14 protein-coding genes are annotated in these 14,788 nt (G+C 60.4%); 3 read left to right on the top strand and 11 right to left on the bottom strand.

Features of this window, described 5'->3' with window-relative positions:
• Positions 1 to 22: 22 nt before the first annotated feature.
• The 11 genes from atpB to rpmH all read right to left on the bottom strand — a co-directional run bounded on the left by atpB (position 23) and on the right by rpmH (position 10,410).
• A complete protein-coding gene (atpB, locus tag P3C50_RS12780; RefSeq protein WP_275546290.1) occupies positions 23 to 841 on the bottom strand; it encodes a F0F1 ATP synthase subunit A in 819 nt (272 codons plus the stop codon).
• Positions 842 to 865: 24 nt separating this feature from the next.
• On the bottom strand, positions 866 to 1,255 hold the full coding sequence (locus P3C50_RS12775) for a F0F1 ATP synthase subunit I (RefSeq protein ID WP_275546289.1): 390 nt from the start codon (positions 1,253 to 1,255) through the stop codon (positions 866 to 868).
• Between the two features lie 130 nt (positions 1,256 to 1,385).
• Positions 1,386 to 2,255 (bottom strand): ParB/RepB/Spo0J family partition protein, encoded by an 870-nt coding sequence (locus P3C50_RS12770; protein ID WP_275546288.1) that lies wholly within the window; start codon positions 2,253 to 2,255, stop codon positions 1,386 to 1,388.
• Positions 2,256 to 2,266: 11 nt separating this feature from the next.
• Positions 2,267 to 3,055: a ParA family protein gene (locus tag P3C50_RS12765; protein WP_013717985.1), complete on the bottom strand. Its 789-nt coding sequence runs from the start codon at positions 3,053 to 3,055 to the stop codon at positions 2,267 to 2,269.
• A gap of 12 nt (positions 3,056 to 3,067) precedes the next feature.
• Entirely contained in the window at positions 3,068 to 3,715 is a 648-nt protein-coding gene (gene rsmG / locus P3C50_RS12760; RefSeq protein WP_197858793.1) for a 16S rRNA (guanine(527)-N(7))-methyltransferase RsmG, read from the bottom strand.
• Entirely contained in the window at positions 3,712 to 5,604 is a 1,893-nt protein-coding gene (gene mnmG, locus P3C50_RS12755) for a tRNA uridine-5-carboxymethylaminomethyl(34) synthesis enzyme MnmG (protein ID WP_275546287.1), read from the bottom strand. Before mnmG ends, rsmG begins: the two co-directional genes overlap by 4 nt.
• A gap of 715 nt (positions 5,605 to 6,319) precedes the next feature.
• A complete protein-coding gene (mnmE, locus tag P3C50_RS12750; RefSeq protein WP_212629421.1) occupies positions 6,320 to 7,687 on the bottom strand; it encodes a tRNA uridine-5-carboxymethylaminomethyl(34) synthesis GTPase MnmE in 1,368 nt (455 codons plus the stop codon).
• Between the two features lie 151 nt (positions 7,688 to 7,838).
• On the bottom strand, positions 7,839 to 9,617 hold the full coding sequence (gene yidC / locus P3C50_RS12745) for a membrane protein insertase YidC (protein ID WP_275546286.1): 1,779 nt from the start codon (positions 9,615 to 9,617) through the stop codon (positions 7,839 to 7,841).
• Positions 9,618 to 9,619: 2 nt separating this feature from the next.
• Positions 9,620 to 9,865, bottom strand: a complete 246-nt coding sequence (gene yidD / locus P3C50_RS12740; protein WP_013717990.1) for a membrane protein insertion efficiency factor YidD — start codon at positions 9,863 to 9,865, stop codon at positions 9,620 to 9,622.
• Positions 9,858 to 10,259 carry a ribonuclease P protein component gene (gene rnpA / locus P3C50_RS12735; RefSeq protein ID WP_275546285.1) on the bottom strand — a complete coding sequence of 134 codons (402 nt, stop codon included), beginning with the start codon at positions 10,257 to 10,259 and terminating at the stop codon, positions 9,858 to 9,860. The genes yidD and rnpA overlap by 8 nt, the downstream gene beginning before the upstream one ends.
• A 16-nt stretch (positions 10,260 to 10,275) precedes the next feature.
• Positions 10,276 to 10,410: a 50S ribosomal protein L34 gene (rpmH, locus tag P3C50_RS12730; RefSeq protein WP_003246698.1), complete on the bottom strand. Its 135-nt coding sequence runs from the start codon at positions 10,408 to 10,410 to the stop codon at positions 10,276 to 10,278.
• Positions 10,411 to 10,932: 522 nt separating this feature from the next.
• On the opposite strand from rpmH, the gene dnaA reads away from it, so the two are divergent.
• From dnaA to recF, 3 genes are all read left to right on the top strand, one after another.
• A complete protein-coding gene (gene dnaA, locus P3C50_RS12725) occupies positions 10,933 to 12,423 on the top strand; it encodes a chromosomal replication initiator protein DnaA (protein ID WP_275546284.1) in 1,491 nt (496 codons plus the stop codon).
• 30 nt (positions 12,424 to 12,453) lie between these two features.
• On the top strand, positions 12,454 to 13,557 hold the full coding sequence (gene dnaN, locus P3C50_RS12720; RefSeq protein ID WP_197858701.1) for a DNA polymerase III subunit beta: 1,104 nt from the start codon (positions 12,454 to 12,456) through the stop codon (positions 13,555 to 13,557).
• A gap of 127 nt (positions 13,558 to 13,684) precedes the next feature.
• Positions 13,685 to 14,788, top strand: coding sequence for a DNA replication/repair protein RecF (gene recF, locus P3C50_RS12715; RefSeq protein WP_275546283.1), 1,104 nt, complete (start codon positions 13,685 to 13,687; stop codon positions 14,786 to 14,788).

The raw sequence follows: 14,788 nt of genomic DNA, 5'->3' as shown, positions 1-14,788 counted from the left end.
TTTTCGGGTTTTTCGATGTCGATCAGTGGTGATCTTCGTGCGCAGCACTCAGATAAACCACGGTCAGCACCATGAAAATGAACGCCTGCAGCGGGATGACCAGGATGTGGAAGATAGCCCATGGCACGTTGAGACCCCACTGAACGTAGAAGGGCAGCAGCGCGATAAGGATAAACACCACTTCACCGGCATACATGTTGCCGAACAGACGCAGGGCCAGGCTCAGCGGCTTGGTCAGCAGGCCGATGATTTCCAGGAACAGGTTGAAAGGAATCAGCGCCCAGTGATTGAACGGGGTGAACGACAGTTCCTTGGTAAAGCCACCGATGCCCTTGACCTTGATGCTGTAGAAGATGATCAGCAGGAATACGCCCAGGGAGATACCGAAGGTACCGTTGGGGTCGGCGGTGGGGACGATCTTGAAGTACGGCAGACCCATGGCGTGTGCCAGGCCGGGGATGTAGTCGACCGGGATCCACTTCAGGCTGTTCATCAGGAACACCCAGACGAAGATGGTCAGGGCCAGCGGCGCGACCAACGGGTTCTTGCCGTGGAAGGTGTCCTTGACGATGCCCTGGACGAATTCGATGCACATCTCGGCCATGTTCTGCAGGCCGGTCGGCACACCGGTCACGGCGCGCTTGGCGGCAATGCGGAACAGGGTGATGAAGATCAGACCCATGAACAGGGACCAGCCCAGGGTGTCCACATGGACAGCCCAGAAGCCCATTGCCTTCACCTCTTCCGGGGTCTGGGCAATGATCCAGCCCTTCTCCGGGTGAGAGCCGTAGACCAGGTTCTGCAGGTGATGCTGGATATATTCTGCTGGGGTATCAGCCATAAACGCCTCAAACGGTCCAATGCTTCAGAAAACTTTCATGAGTAGGGGCGCACAGGCTGCTGCCAGAAGGGCAAGCAGATACCCGATGAAAAGCCTCATCGGGTCCAGTGGTTCAACCCCTACGAACGCCAGTGCAAACAGCACTGCCGTGATAATCCATTTACCCATGGCCCCGGCCCAGATCGACTGGACAATGGCCTTGGCCGAACGCGCGCCAAAGTAACGAAAGGCCTTGAATGCAAAATACGCGTTGGCCAGCAGGGCTATCAGCCCTCCCAGCAATGCCGAATAGGCCGCGACCCATCCGCCACTGACGGCAAAAATCGCTGTAATCACAGCCGTCACGATGGCCTGAAGAATCAGGATCGGAAAACCTGGCTGACGATGAAACGGGGCCTTACTGGGGATGCCCATCGACCTCTCCCTTAAAGCCACCGAATCTCGGCACATAGCCGACAAAATTGCGCGGGGAGTATATGGGCCAGCCTGCGCCCGATCAACCGTGCTGTAGTAGGAGTGAAGTAGGACTACAGACGGAATTGTTTCAACGAATGTGCGCCAGTACACCCTGCAATTCGTCGAGCGAGCTGTAGCGGATCACCAGCTGACCTTTTCCCTTGCTACCGTGCTTAATCTGCACGGGCGAGCCCAGACGCTCTGCGAGCTTCTGTTCCAGGCGACTGATGTCCGGGTCGGCCTTGGCCTTTGCCGGGGCCGGTTTGGCACTCAGCCACTGGCGCACCAGTGCCTCGGTCTGACGAACGGTAAGGCCGCGTGCGACAACATGTCGCGCCGCTTCGACCTGCTGTTCAAGGGGCAGACCGAGCAGTGCGCGGGCATGGCCCATCTCCAGATCGCCATGGGCGAGCAGGGTCTTGATCTCCTCGGGCAGGGCGATCAGGCGCAGCAGGTTGGTGATGGTGACGCGCGATTTGCCGACGGCATCGGCGACCTGTTGCTGGGTCAGCTCGAACTCCTGCTGCAGACGCTGCAGCGCCACGGCTTCCTCGATCGGGTTGAGGTCCTCGCGCTGGATGTTCTCGATCAGCGCCATGGCGATGGCGGCCTCGTCGGGCAGCTCGCGGACCATGGCCGGGATCTTGTCCTGGCCGGCCAGCTGGCTGGCACGCCAGCGCCGCTCACCGGCGACGATCTCGAAACGGCCCTCGCCAATCGGGCGCAGCACGATGGGCTGCATCACACCCTGGGCACGGATCGAAGCGGCGAGTTCTTCCAGGGCGGTCTGGTCCATGTCGCGGCGCGGCTGGTACTTGCCGCGCTGGATTAGCTCCAGCGGCACGTACTGCAATTCGCGCGTGTCGACCTGGGCGGCCTCTTCCTGCAGTGCGCTGACGGTGTTGCCACCGAGCAGGGCGTCCAGACCTCGACCCAGACCTCGTTTCTTCGCAGCCATGCGGATGTTCCTTAAGCGGTAGCGGTTTTCGCGGCGGCGCGCTGACGGCGCACCAGCTCGCCGGCCAAGGCCAGATAGGCGATGGCACCACGGGATTGTTTGTCGTAGACCAGCGCCGGCATGCCGAAGCTCGGCGCCTCGGCCAGGCGGACGTTGCGCGGGATCACGGCGTCATACAGCTTGTCGCCGAAGTGCTGCTTGAGCTGGGCGCTGACGTCGTTGGTCAGGCTGATGCGCGGGTCGTACATGGTACGCAGCAGACCTTCGATCTGCAGCTTGGGATTGAGCAGCTGGCCGATGCGCTGGATGCTGTTGACCAAGTCGCTAAGCCCCTCGAGCGCGTAGTACTCACACTGCATGGGGATGATCACGCCATCGGCGGCGACCAGGGCGTTGATGGTCAGCATGTTCAGCGACGGCGGGCAGTCGATAAGGATGTAGTCGTAATTCTCGCGGATCGGCGCCAGGGCGTAACGCAGGCGGCTCTCCTTCATCTTCATTTCCAGCAGCGCGACTTCGGCGGCCGTCAGGTCACGGTTGGCCGGCAGTAGCTGATAGCCTCCGTGCTCGGAGAACTGCATGGCCTGGCTCAGGTCGCACTCGCCGATCAGTACGTCGTAGATCGAGTGCTCGAGACCGTGCTTGTCGACGCCGCTGCCCATGGTCGCATTGCCCTGCGGGTCGAGGTCGATCAGCAGCACGCGGCGCTTGGTCGCCACCAGAGAAGCGGCCAGGTTGATGCACGTCGTGGTCTTGCCCACGCCGCCTTTCTGATTGGCGATCGCGAATACCTTGGCCATCTTCCTTCCCCCTTAGACCGAGCGACGCAGTATCAACAGATGGCGCTGGCCTTGGCAACCGGGAACCCGCAGCACGTGGGTGGCACTGAGACGGAAGTCCGCCGGCAGGGCCTGCAGCTCATCATCCGGATGCACACCCTTCATCGCCAGCCAATGGGTGTCGGCGCTGCCCAGGTGGCGTGTCCAGTTGCTGAAGTCTTCGAGGCTGCTGAAAGCCCGCGAACTGATGCCGTCGAACGCCTGCTCGGGTCGATAGGCTTCGACGCGGTTGTGGACAACCTCGAGGTTGGCGAGTTTCAGCTCCAGCTTCACCTGGACAAGAAAGCGGGTCTTCTTGCCGTTGGAGTCGAGCAGGGTGAAACGCCGCTCGGGGAACATGATCGCCAGCGGAACACCGGGCATGCCGCCGCCGCTGCCGACGTCCAGCCAGTTATCCCCACGCTCGGCTACGAACGGCACCACCGACAGGCTGTCGAGCAGATGGCGCGACACCATCTCGTCGGGGTCGCGCACGGCGGTGAGGTTGTAGGCCTTGTTCCACTTGATCAACAGGCCCAGGTAGGCGAGCAGTTGTTCCTGCTGTTGGGTGCTGAGCTCAATACCGAGTTCGCGGGCGCCTTGCAGCAGTTCTTCGGCGTGACGCTGAGTGACCGACATCAGGCGCTCTGCTCCAGTTTCTGCCCGGCGCTGCGCTTTTTCAGGTGAATCAGCAACAGGGAAATCGCTGCCGGCGTAACGCCGGGGATGCGCCCGGCCTGGCCGAGTGTCGCCGGGCGAGTGTTGCCGAGCTTGAACTGGATCTCCTTGGACAGCCCGGAAATGGCGCTGTAGTCCAGATCCTCCGGCAGTTTGGTGTCCTCGCTGGCCCGCAGCTTGGCGATCTCGTCCTGCTGGCGGTCGATGTAGCCGGCGTACTTGGTCTTGATCTCGACCTGCTCGGCGACCTGGTTATCCACAACCGGCGCCTCGGTCAGTTCGACCAAGGTGGCGTAATCGATCTCCGGACGCGCCAACAGGTTGAGCAGGTTGTACTCGTGGGTCAGCGGCGTACCGAAACGTGCGGCGATCGCATCGCCCTGCGGCGTGCCTGGACGCACCCAGGTGCTTTTCAGGCGCTGCTCTTCCCGAACGATGCCTTCGCGCTTGGCCTCGAAGGCCGCCCAGCGCTCATCGTCCACCAGACCCAGCTCGCGGCCTTTTTCGGTCAGGCGCAGGTCGGCGTTGTCCTCGCGCAGAATCAACCGGTATTCGGCGCGCGAGGTGAACATGCGGTACGGCTCCTGGGTGCCGAGGGTGATCAGGTCGTCGACCAACACGCCGATGTAGGCTTCGTCACGGCGCGGGCACCAGGCCTCTTTGCCCTGCGCACGCAGGGCGGCGTTGCAGCCCGCGAGCAGACCCTGGGCACCGGCCTCTTCGTAGCCGGTGGTGCCGTTGATCTGGCCCGCGAAGAACAGGCCACCGATGACCTTGGTCTCCAGGCTGTACTTGAGATCGCGCGGGTCGAAGTAGTCGTACTCAATGGCGTAGCCCGGGCGCATGATGTGTGCGTTTTCCATGCCACGAATGCTGCGCACCACCTGTAGCTGCACGTCGAACGGCAGCGAGGTGGAAATCCCGTTGGGGTACAGCTCATGGGTGGTCAGGCCTTCCGGCTCGATGAACACCTGGTGGCTGTCCTTGTCGGCGAAGCGGTGGATCTTGTCTTCGATCGACGGGCAATAGCGCGGGCCAACGCCTTCGATCACACCGGAGTACATCGGCGAACGGTCGAGGTTGGCGGCGATGATCTCGTGGGTACGCGCGTTGGTATGGGTAATCCAGCAACTGATCTGCTTGGGCTGATGTTCACGCTTGCCGAGGAAGGACATCAACGGCGTCGGGGTGTCGCCTGGCTGCTCGGTCATCACCGAGAAATCCACCGAACGTCCGTCGATGCGCGGCGGCGTGCCGGTCTTCAGGCGGCCGACACGCAGTGGCAGTTCACGCAGGCGGTGGGCCAGGGCGATGGAGGGCGGATCACCAGCGCGGCCGCCGGAGTAGTTCTGCATGCCGATGTGGATAAGTCCACCAAGGAAGGTGCCTGTGGTCAACACCACGGAATCCGCATGGAACCTGAGCCCCATCTGGGTCACCACGCCTTTGACCTGCTCGTTTTCCACAATCAGGTCATCGGCTGCCTGTTGAAAAATCCACAAGTTGGCCTGGTTTTCCAGAATCTCGCGTACCGCTGCCTTGTACAGCACGCGGTCAGCCTGAGCGCGCGTGGCACGTACCGCTGGGCCCTTGCGGCTATTGAGAATGCGGAACTGGATGCCGCCCTTGTCGGTAGCGGTGGCCATGGCGCCACCTAAGGCATCGATTTCCTTGACCAGATGGCTCTTGCCAATCCCGCCGATAGCCGGATTGCAGCTCATCTGACCAAGGGTCTCGACATTATGGGTGAGCAGCAGGGTCTTCACGCCCATGCGTGCGGCAGCCAGAGCTGCCTCGGTACCGGCATGACCGCCGCCGATCACGATCACGTCAAAACGGGAAGGGAAATCCACCACGCACCTCGTGCCTGTTGAGAAGGGGTCTGAAAGAAAGGCGGCAAGTATAGGGACTTAAGCCTGCTGAATGAAGCCTTCTGCACAAAAAATAGCCAATCGGTTGGTCACGTTCCTTTGCCAGCTCCTCGACCTGATCACCCTTGGCCTTGGAAGAAATGCGCTCAGGCTTATAAAGAATAGAAAGAGAGAATTTTTATAAAGCTTGTTCTTTATGTTTATGTATAGAGCCAGGCGTTTCTGTGGATAACATGCTACAGGCCTTGTCAGTTCTGCTGTACAGAGAATGATAAAGCTGTGTCGTTCCTGCTCGATTCCCTTGATAAAGCTGCTGAATCACTGTGGATGGAATGGCCAGTTACCCACAGGGGTTGTTACCCCCAGCTTTTTCATAGGGTTATGGGCAGGGTTCAGTTGCGTTTCTCCACAGGTTTTATCTGCCCCTGAATAACTCAGTAAATGCGCAGCAGTAGCCCATTCATTGGTAATCCATCAATCTCGGTTTGTGGGGGAATTCGCCCGGCGCGTAAAACCTGTCCGTTGTGTGTAGGAGCGGCTGCCCCACCGCGAATCAAGACGACGCGCAGCGGTTCTCGGCCCGGGTGAAAAGCCCAGGAATGACAAGGAGGGGAAGATTAATGGCGGGCACGCATGCTCTTTCGCGGACAAATCCGCTCCTACAAGAACCCTGTAGGCAAGAGCATGGAAGAAGGTTTCACTTGCCAATACAGAAGCTGGAGAAGATCCGTCCGAGCAGGTCATCGCTGCTGAAGGCGCCCGTGATCTCGCCCAGGGCCTGTTGCGCCATGCGCAGATCTTCGGCGAGCAGTTCGCCGGCACCCATCAGGGTGAGCTGGTTACGGCCGTGCTCGAGGTACTGCTCGGCCTGATGCAGCGCTTCGAGGTGGCGGCGGCGGGCGCTGAAGCCGCTCTCTGCAGTCTGTTGATAACCCATGCAGGCTTTCAGGTGCTCGCGCAGCAGTTCCAGGCCGTCTGCGGATTTGGCCGAGAGGCTGAGGGTGACATGGCCATCGGCGCTGGTTTCCAGCTTAACCGCCTCGCCGGAGAGATCCGCCTTGTTGCGGATCAGGGTGACCCGCGCCGGGTCCGGGCGCTGTTCGAGGAATTCGGGCCACAGGGCGAAAGGATCGGCAGCTTCCGGCGCGGTGGAGTCCACCACCAGCAGCACGCGATCCGCCTCGTTGATGGCCTTTAGCGCGCGTTCCACACCGATGCGTTCCACTTGGTCATCGGTGTCGCGCAGGCCGGCGGTGTCGACGACGTGCAACGGCATGCCGTCGATGTGGATATGTTCACGCAGCACATCGCGGGTGGTGCCGGCGATATCGGTAACGATGGCCGCCTCTCGGCCGGCCAGAGCGTTGAGCAGGCTGGACTTGCCGGCATTAGGGCGACCGGCAATAACCACGGTCATGCCGTCACGCAGCAGAGCGCCCTGGCCGGCTTCGCGCAGCACTGTGGATAAGTCGGTGCGAACGGCGTCAAGCTGGTTCAGCACATGGCCATCGGCGAGAAAGTCGATTTCTTCCTCGGGAAAGTCGATGGCGGCTTCGACATAGATACGTAACTGGATCAGCGATTCGGTCAGCGCATGCACGCGTTTGGAGAATTCGCCCTGCAGTGAGCGCAGCGCATTGCGCGCGGCCTGTTCGGAGCTGGCTTCGATCAGGTCGGCGATGGCTTCGGCCTGGGCCAGGTCGAGCTTGTCGTTGAGAAAGGCGCGCTCACTGAACTCACCGGGCCGGGCCAGACGCGCGCCCAGTTCCAGGCAACGACGCAGCAGCAGGTCGAGCACCACCGGGCCGCCATGACCCTGCAACTCCAGCACGTCTTCACCGGTGAAGGAGTTCGGGCCAGGGAAGTAGATAGCCAGGCCTTCGTCCAGCGGCAGCTCATGCTCGGCGAAGAATGGGCCGTGATGGGCGAAGCGGGGTTTCAGCTCGCGTCGGCAGATGGCCTGCGCCAGTTGCCCGGCCAGCGGGCCGGACACCCGTACGATGCCCACGCCGCCACGGCCCTGTGCGGTGGCGACGGCGGCGATGGTGTCTCGGGCATGGTTCATGGTGTTCTACTCGCGGCTGGTGGGCAGTTGTACGGGTTAAATCATCGTGATCTGGGCAATCCGTCGCGAATGAATTCGCTCCTGCAGGGAGGCGGATAGCAAAACGCCCCAATCATGGGGCGTTTGCTTGATGCTTGAAAGCCTTGGTGAATCAGGCGTTAGCCGGTTTCGCTGCCGCCTCGATCTTGCGCGTAATGTACCACTGCTGGGCGATGGACAGGCAGTTGTTGACCACCCAGTACAGCACCAGACCAGCAGGGAACCACAGGAAGAAGAAGGTGAAGATGATCGGCATCAGCTTCAGCACGCGGGCCTGCATGGGGTCCGGCGGCGTCGGGTTGAGCTGCTGCTGGATGAACATGGTCGCGCCCATGATGATCGGCAGGATGAAGAACGGATCCTTGATCGACAGGTCGGTGATCCACAGCAGCCACGGTGCCTGACGCATCTCGACGGATTCCAACAGCACCCAGTACAGGGCGAGGAATACCGGCATTTGCACCAGGATCGGCAGACAGCCGCCCAGCGGATTGATCTTCTCTTTCTTGTACAGCTCCATCATCGCCTGGGACATCTTCTGGCGATCGTCACCGTGCTGCTCTTTCAGTGCCTGCAGTTTTGGCGATACGGCACGCATGCGCGCCATCGAACGGTAGCTGGCCGCGGAGAGTGGGAAAAAGATCAGCTTGATGATGATGGTCAGGACGATGATCGACCAACCCCAGTTGCCGAGCACACCGTGGATCACTTCCAGCAGCCAGAAGATCGGCTGGGCCAGGAACCACAGGAAGCCGTAATCGACAGTCAGTTCCAGGCCCGGGGACAGGGTGCCCAGATGTTCCTGCAGCTTGGGACCGGCGTAGAGGATCGCGCCGGTTTCGGCTTTGGCGCCGGCAGCGACCTGGACGACCGGGCCGGTGAAGCCGACGATGTAATTGCCCTGGCTATCCTTGCGGGTCTGAATCTGGTTGGTGGCATCGTTGTTCGGCACCCAGGCGGTGACGAAGTAGTGCTGCAGCCAGGCGACCCAGCCGCCTTGCACGCTTTCCTTGAACCAGGCGTTGGGGTTGCCTTCGCGGCGCTTCTCGTCCTGCTTGTCGATGTCCTTGATGGAAATCTTTTTATAGGGCTCACCAGGAGTCCACAGCGCAGCACCCAGGTAGGTGGCAGTGCCGGTAGCGGTGGTCGAGGAAGGATCACCGCTGCCGTCGCGCTTGAGCTGGGCGAACAGGTTGCCGCTCCAGGCCTGGTCGCTCTGGTTGTCGATCAGGTAACGCACATCGACCTGGTAGGCGGACGCGTCGATGCAGCCAGGCTTCTTCAGCTCCTGCTCACGCGCGGAGCACTGCGGGTTCAGGCCGCGTTTCAAGCTGTAGCGCTTGATGTAGTTGACGCCGTTCTCGCTGTAGGTGAGATCGACGACCAGGCTGTCCTGGCCTTCGGCCAGTTCGTAGCTCTGCTTCTCGCTGGACCACAGGGCGCGGCCGCTGGATTTGTCCGGAGCGTTCTGGCCGATCAGGCCGCTTTGCGCCAGGTAGGTGCGCTCGCTGCCGTTGTCGAACAGCTGGAACGGCACGTCCGGACGGTCCTGGCGACGCGGGTACTGGGGCAGACGCAGCTGAACGATATCGCCACCACGCGGGTCGATGGCCAGATCGAGGACATCGGTCTTGACGCGGATCAGCTCGTCGCTGGCTACAGCGGTCGGCGCAACGGCAGCTGCAGTGGGCTCTGTCGTGGCAGTGGGGATGTCGTCGTTGCCGCTGCTGGCGGTAGCCACGGGCGTATCGGGCAGGGAAGGCGTCGCAGCGGTCGAGGTACTAACCTCGGCTGGCAAGGCAGCCTGGCCATAGTCCTCGTTCCATTGCAGGACCATGAGGTAGGACACGACTGCCAGGGCGACGATCAGGATCGAACGTTGGATATCCATGATTATTCGGCCATCGAAGGGGAACGGGATGTTTTTACGGGTGGAACCGGATCGAAACCGCCGGCATTCCAGGGGTGGCAGCGACCGAGACGGCGGGCTGCCAGCCAGCCACCACGCAGGAAGCCATGTTGCTCGATGGCTTCGTAGGCATAGCAGGAACAGCTGGGGTAGAAGCGACAATGACTGGCCATCAGCGGACTGATGGCGTAGCGATACACCTGGATACAGGCTAGAGCCGCTTTACGCATGGGGGTTGTCGCTTGTCCCGGGGGAGAGGTCGTCGTCGCGACTGGGCCGGCTTCGGGCCAGGCGTTTCCAGAGTTTGCCGAACTGCTGAGCGAGTTCGCCGTTCTCCAGATCGCCTAGCCCTTTGCGGGCGACCACCACGATATCCCAGCCCACCAGGTTGTCCTGGTTGAGGCGGAAGGATTCGCGGATTTGACGCTTGATGCGGTTGCGCTCGACGGCGAGCTTGACGCTCTTCTTGCCGATCACCAGACCTAGGCGGGGATGATCAAGCTGGTTATCGCGCGCTAGCAGCAGGACACTTTTGCCCGGAGCTTTGCCGCTTGGGGAGTCGAAGACTGCCTTGAAATGCCGGGGAGTCAGCAGTCGCTTTTCCCGGCCGAAGCCTCGACTCACCACCTGTCTGGATGAATTAGACAGTCAGACGCTTGCGGCCCTTGGCGCGACGACGCGACAGGACGGCACGGCCGTTCTTGGTGGCCATGCGGGCACGGAAACCGTGGGTGCGAGCGCGCTTGATGGTGCTGGGTTGGAAAGTGCGTTTCATGGTGCGTTACCTAGGTGATCGACTAGGGTCGGAATGACCCCGGTTTAAAGAGACCGGCAATTCTAGAGAAAGCCGCGCGGTAGGTCAATTTCCAACCAACCTTATTCGCCAGATAGAAATAGAAAGAAGGAAAAGGGTTTAAAGCTCTTTTTCTATGTTTATGTTGATTAGCCTTGCCATGGGTTGTGGACAACCCTCTGTTCGCTGCGTACTCCCTGATCCAGCGCCAAGGATAAGTCTGTCCAAAAGGCGTGCTTCTACTGTGCGCGTCTTGCCTACAACCTGAGGATGGACTGCCGGTTTACCCACAGCCGGGCTATCCGCACGTTCATCCCCAGAGTTTTGCAGAAGCTTATCGAGCGCTTATCCACAAGGTTAATGACGTCGATTGATAGATCTGGTGAATGAAACTAAAGCTTTGATTTTACTTGGCCATCTGCCGCATGTGGTGTGGATAACTCGAACGTTGGCCGCTACAATGACGGCTGTTTTTTGCACCGCCGCCTGGATAGGGGATAGTCAGTGTCAGTGGAACTATGGCAGCAATGCGTCGAGCTTCTGCGCGATGAATTGCCAGCCCAGCAATTCAACACCTGGATCCGTCCTCTGCAGGTCGAAGCCGAAGGCGACGAGCTGCGTGTGTATGCGCCTAACCGTTTCGTACTCGACTGGGTCAACGAAAAGTACCTGAGCCGTTTGCTCGAGTTACTTGGCGAGCGAGCTGGTGGTCTGGTTCCTGCGCTCTCCTTATTAATAGGTAGCAAGCGTGCAGCCACCGCGCGGGTCGCGCCTACTGCACCGTTGCCTGCTGCCGCGCGTGCTGCTCAGGTTCAGGCTGCCGCTGCGGTAAGCAAGCCTGTTCCTCCGCCGGTGCAGGAGGAGCCCTCGCGAGCCAGTTTCGATTCGATGGCCGGCTCGGCGCCGCAACCACCAACACCTGCCGTGGCGCCTCGTACTGAACGTACCGTACAGGTCGAAGGTGGGCTCAAGCACACCAACTACCTCAATCGCACCTTTACCTTCGACAACTTCGTCGAGGGTAAATCGAACCAGTTGGCGCGCGCCGCCGCCTGGCAGGTGGCCGACAACCCCAAGCACGGCTACAACCCGCTGTTCCTGTATGGCGGCGTCGGCCTCGGCAAGACCCACCTGATGCATGCCGTCGGCAACCATCTGCTGGCGAAGAACCCAAACGCCAAGGTGGTGTACCTGCACTCCGAGCGCTTCGTCGCCGATATGGTCAAGGCGTTACAACTCAACGCCATCAACGAGTTCAAGCGTTTCTACCGTTCGGTGGATGCGCTGCTGATCGATGACATCCAGTTCTTCGCCAAGAAGGAGCGCTCCCAGGAGGAGTTCTTCCATACCTTCAACGCACTGCTCGAAGGCGGCCAGCAGGTGATCCTCACCAGCGACCGCTATCCGAAGGAGATCGAAGGCCTGGAAGAGCGGCTGAAGTCGCGCTTCGGCTGGGGCTTAACCGTGGCCGTCGAGCCGCCCGAGCTGGAAACCCGTGTGGCGATCCTGATGAAGAAGGCCGACCAGGCCAAGGTCGATCTGCCGCACGATGCGGCGTTCTTTATCGCCCAGCGTATTCGTTCCAACGTACGTGAGCTGGAAGGCGCGCTGAAACGGGTCATCGCTCACTCGCATTTCATGGGCCGCGACATCACCATCGAGCTGATCCGCGAGTCGCTCAAGGATCTGCTCGCTCTGCAGGACAAGCTGGTCAGCATCGACAACATTCAGCGCACGACTGCCGAGTACTACAAGATCAAGATCACCGATCTGCTTTCCAAGCGTCGTTCGCGCTCGATTGCCCGGCCGCGTCAGGTGGCCATGGCGTTGTCCAAGGAATTGACCAATCACAGCCTGCCGGAAATCGGCGTGGCCTTCGGCGGTCGTGATCACACCACGGTGTTGCACGCTTGCCGTAAGATTGCTGAACTTAGGGGATCCGACGCGGACATCCGCGAGGACTACAAGAACCTGCTGCGTACGCTTACAACCTGATCGCAGCTCCACGAGGCAAGGGACTAGACCATGCATTTCACCATTCAACGCGAAGCCCTGTTGAAACCTCTGCAACTGGTCGCCGGTGTCGTGGAACGACGCCAGACGCTGCCGGTTCTGTCCAACGTCCTGCTGGTGGTCGAAGGCCAGCAGTTGTCGCTGACCGGTACCGACCTCGAGGTCGAGCTGGTTGGCCGCGTCACGCTGGAAGATGCTGCCGAGCCAGGCGAGATCACCGTGCCGGCGCGCAAGCTGATGGACATCTGCAAGAGCCTGCCGTCCGATGCGCTGATCGACATCCGCGTCGATGACCAGAAGCTGCTGGTCAAGGCCGGGCGCAGCCGTTTCACCCTGTCGACGCTGCCGGCCAATGACTTCCCCACCGTGGAAGAAGGCCCGGGCTCGCTGACCTTCAACCTTCCGCAAGCCAAGCTGCGTCGCCTGATCGAGCGCACCAGCTTCGCCATGGCTCAGCAGGATGTACGTTACTACCTCAACGGCATGCTGCTGGAAGTACAAAGCGGTCTGCTGCGCGCGGTCGCCACCGATGGGCACCGTCTGGCCATGTGCTCCATGGAAGCGGCCATCCAGCAGGACGGCAAGCACCAGGTCATCGTGCCGCGTAAAGGTATCCTTGAGCTCGCCCGCCTGCTCACTGAGCAGGACGCCGAAGTGAGTATTGTGCTGGGGCAACACCACATCCGTGCCAACACAGGCGAATTCACCTTCACCTCCAAGCTGGTGGACGGCAAGTTCCCGGACTACGAGCGTGTGCTGCCGCGTGGTGGAGACAAGCTGGTATTGGCGGATCGTCAGGGCTTGCGTGAGGCGTTCAGCCGTACCGCGATTCTCTCCAACGAAAAGTATCGTGGCATTCGTCTGACCCTGGCTGCCGGCTTGCTGAAAATCCAGGCCAACAACCCAGAGCAGGAAGAGGCCGAGGAAGAGATCGTTGTTGACTACAACGGCAGCGGCCTGGAAATCGGTTTCAACGTCAGCTACCTGCTGGACGTATTGGGTGTGATGGGTACCGAGCAGGTGCGTCTGATTCTCTCCGACTCCAACAGCAGTGCCCTGCTGCAGGAAGCCGACAATGACGATTCGGCTTACGTCGTTATGCCGATGCGTCTGTAATAGCTGTTCAACGGGTAATCGGCTTCAACACAATCAGCTTTGGCATGCTGCGGATTTCATTCCGTAGCATGCCAAGGCTGATTTCGTTTCAGGCAGACCATTTGCCCTCTTCGCCCCGGCTCCGCTCATGTCCCTGACTCGCATCACCCTAACCGCCGTACGCAATTTGCATTCTGCGTCATTGCAGCCTTCGCCACGCATCAACATTCTTTATGGCGCCAACGGCAGCGGCAAGACCAGCGTGTTGGAAGCCATTCATCTGCTCGGTCTCGCCCGCTCCTTCCGCAGCACTCGTCTGCAACCCGTCATTAATTACGAACAACCAGCCTGCACTGTATTTGGTCAGGTGCAGTTGGCCCAGGGCGGCTCGAGCAATCTGGGTATTTCGCGTGATCGCCAGGGTGAGCTGCAGATTCGTATCGATGGGCAAAATGCGCGTAGCGCTGCGCAGCTCGCTGATCTCTTGCCGTTGCAACTTATCAACCCGGACAGTTTCCGCCTGCTGGAAGGCGCGCCGAAGATTCGCAGGCAATTTCTCGACTGGGGTGTGTTCCACGTGGAACATCGCTTTCTCGGCGCCTGGCAGCGTCTGCAGAAAGCCCTGCGGCAGCGTAACTCGTGGCTGCGACATGGTACACTTGACGGTGCTTCGCAGGCCGCATGGGACCGCGAATTGTGCAGCGCGAGCGAGGAAATCGACGCTTATCGGCGAGCCTACATTCAGGCTCTGAAGCCGGTGTTCGAGCGCACCCTTGGTGAGCTGCTGCAACTGGAAGGCTTGACGCTGAGTTATTACCGCGGCTGGGACAAGGACCGTGAGCTGAGCGAAGTGCTCGCCTCTACCCTGCTCCGCGACCAGCAACTGGGTCATACCCAGGCTGGACCGCAGCGAGCCGATTTGCGGCTGCGGCTGGCGGGGCATAACGCGGCGGAAATCCTGTCGCGAGGACAACAGAAGTTGGTGGTGTGTGCATTACGCATCGCCCAGGGCCACCTGGTGAATGAAGCCAAGCGTGGACAATGTATCTATCTGGTGGACGACCTACCGTCGGAGCTGGATGAACAGCATCGTCAGGCACTGTGCCGGTTGCTGGAAGATTTGCACTGCCAGGTGTTCATCACCTGTGTGGACCATGAATTGTTGAGCGAAGTCTGGCAGACGGATACGCCGGTTGCCATGTTCCACGTGGAACATGGCCGTATCACCCAGACCATCGAGCATCGGGAGTGA

It is taken from the genome of Pseudomonas sp. Marseille-Q0931, from assembly GCF_940789645.1.
Lineage (GTDB): Bacteria > Pseudomonadota > Gammaproteobacteria > Pseudomonadales > Pseudomonadaceae > Aquipseudomonas.
Note: the sequence above shows the minus strand (reverse complement) of the source record. Positions and strands in the feature narration are given on the sequence as shown.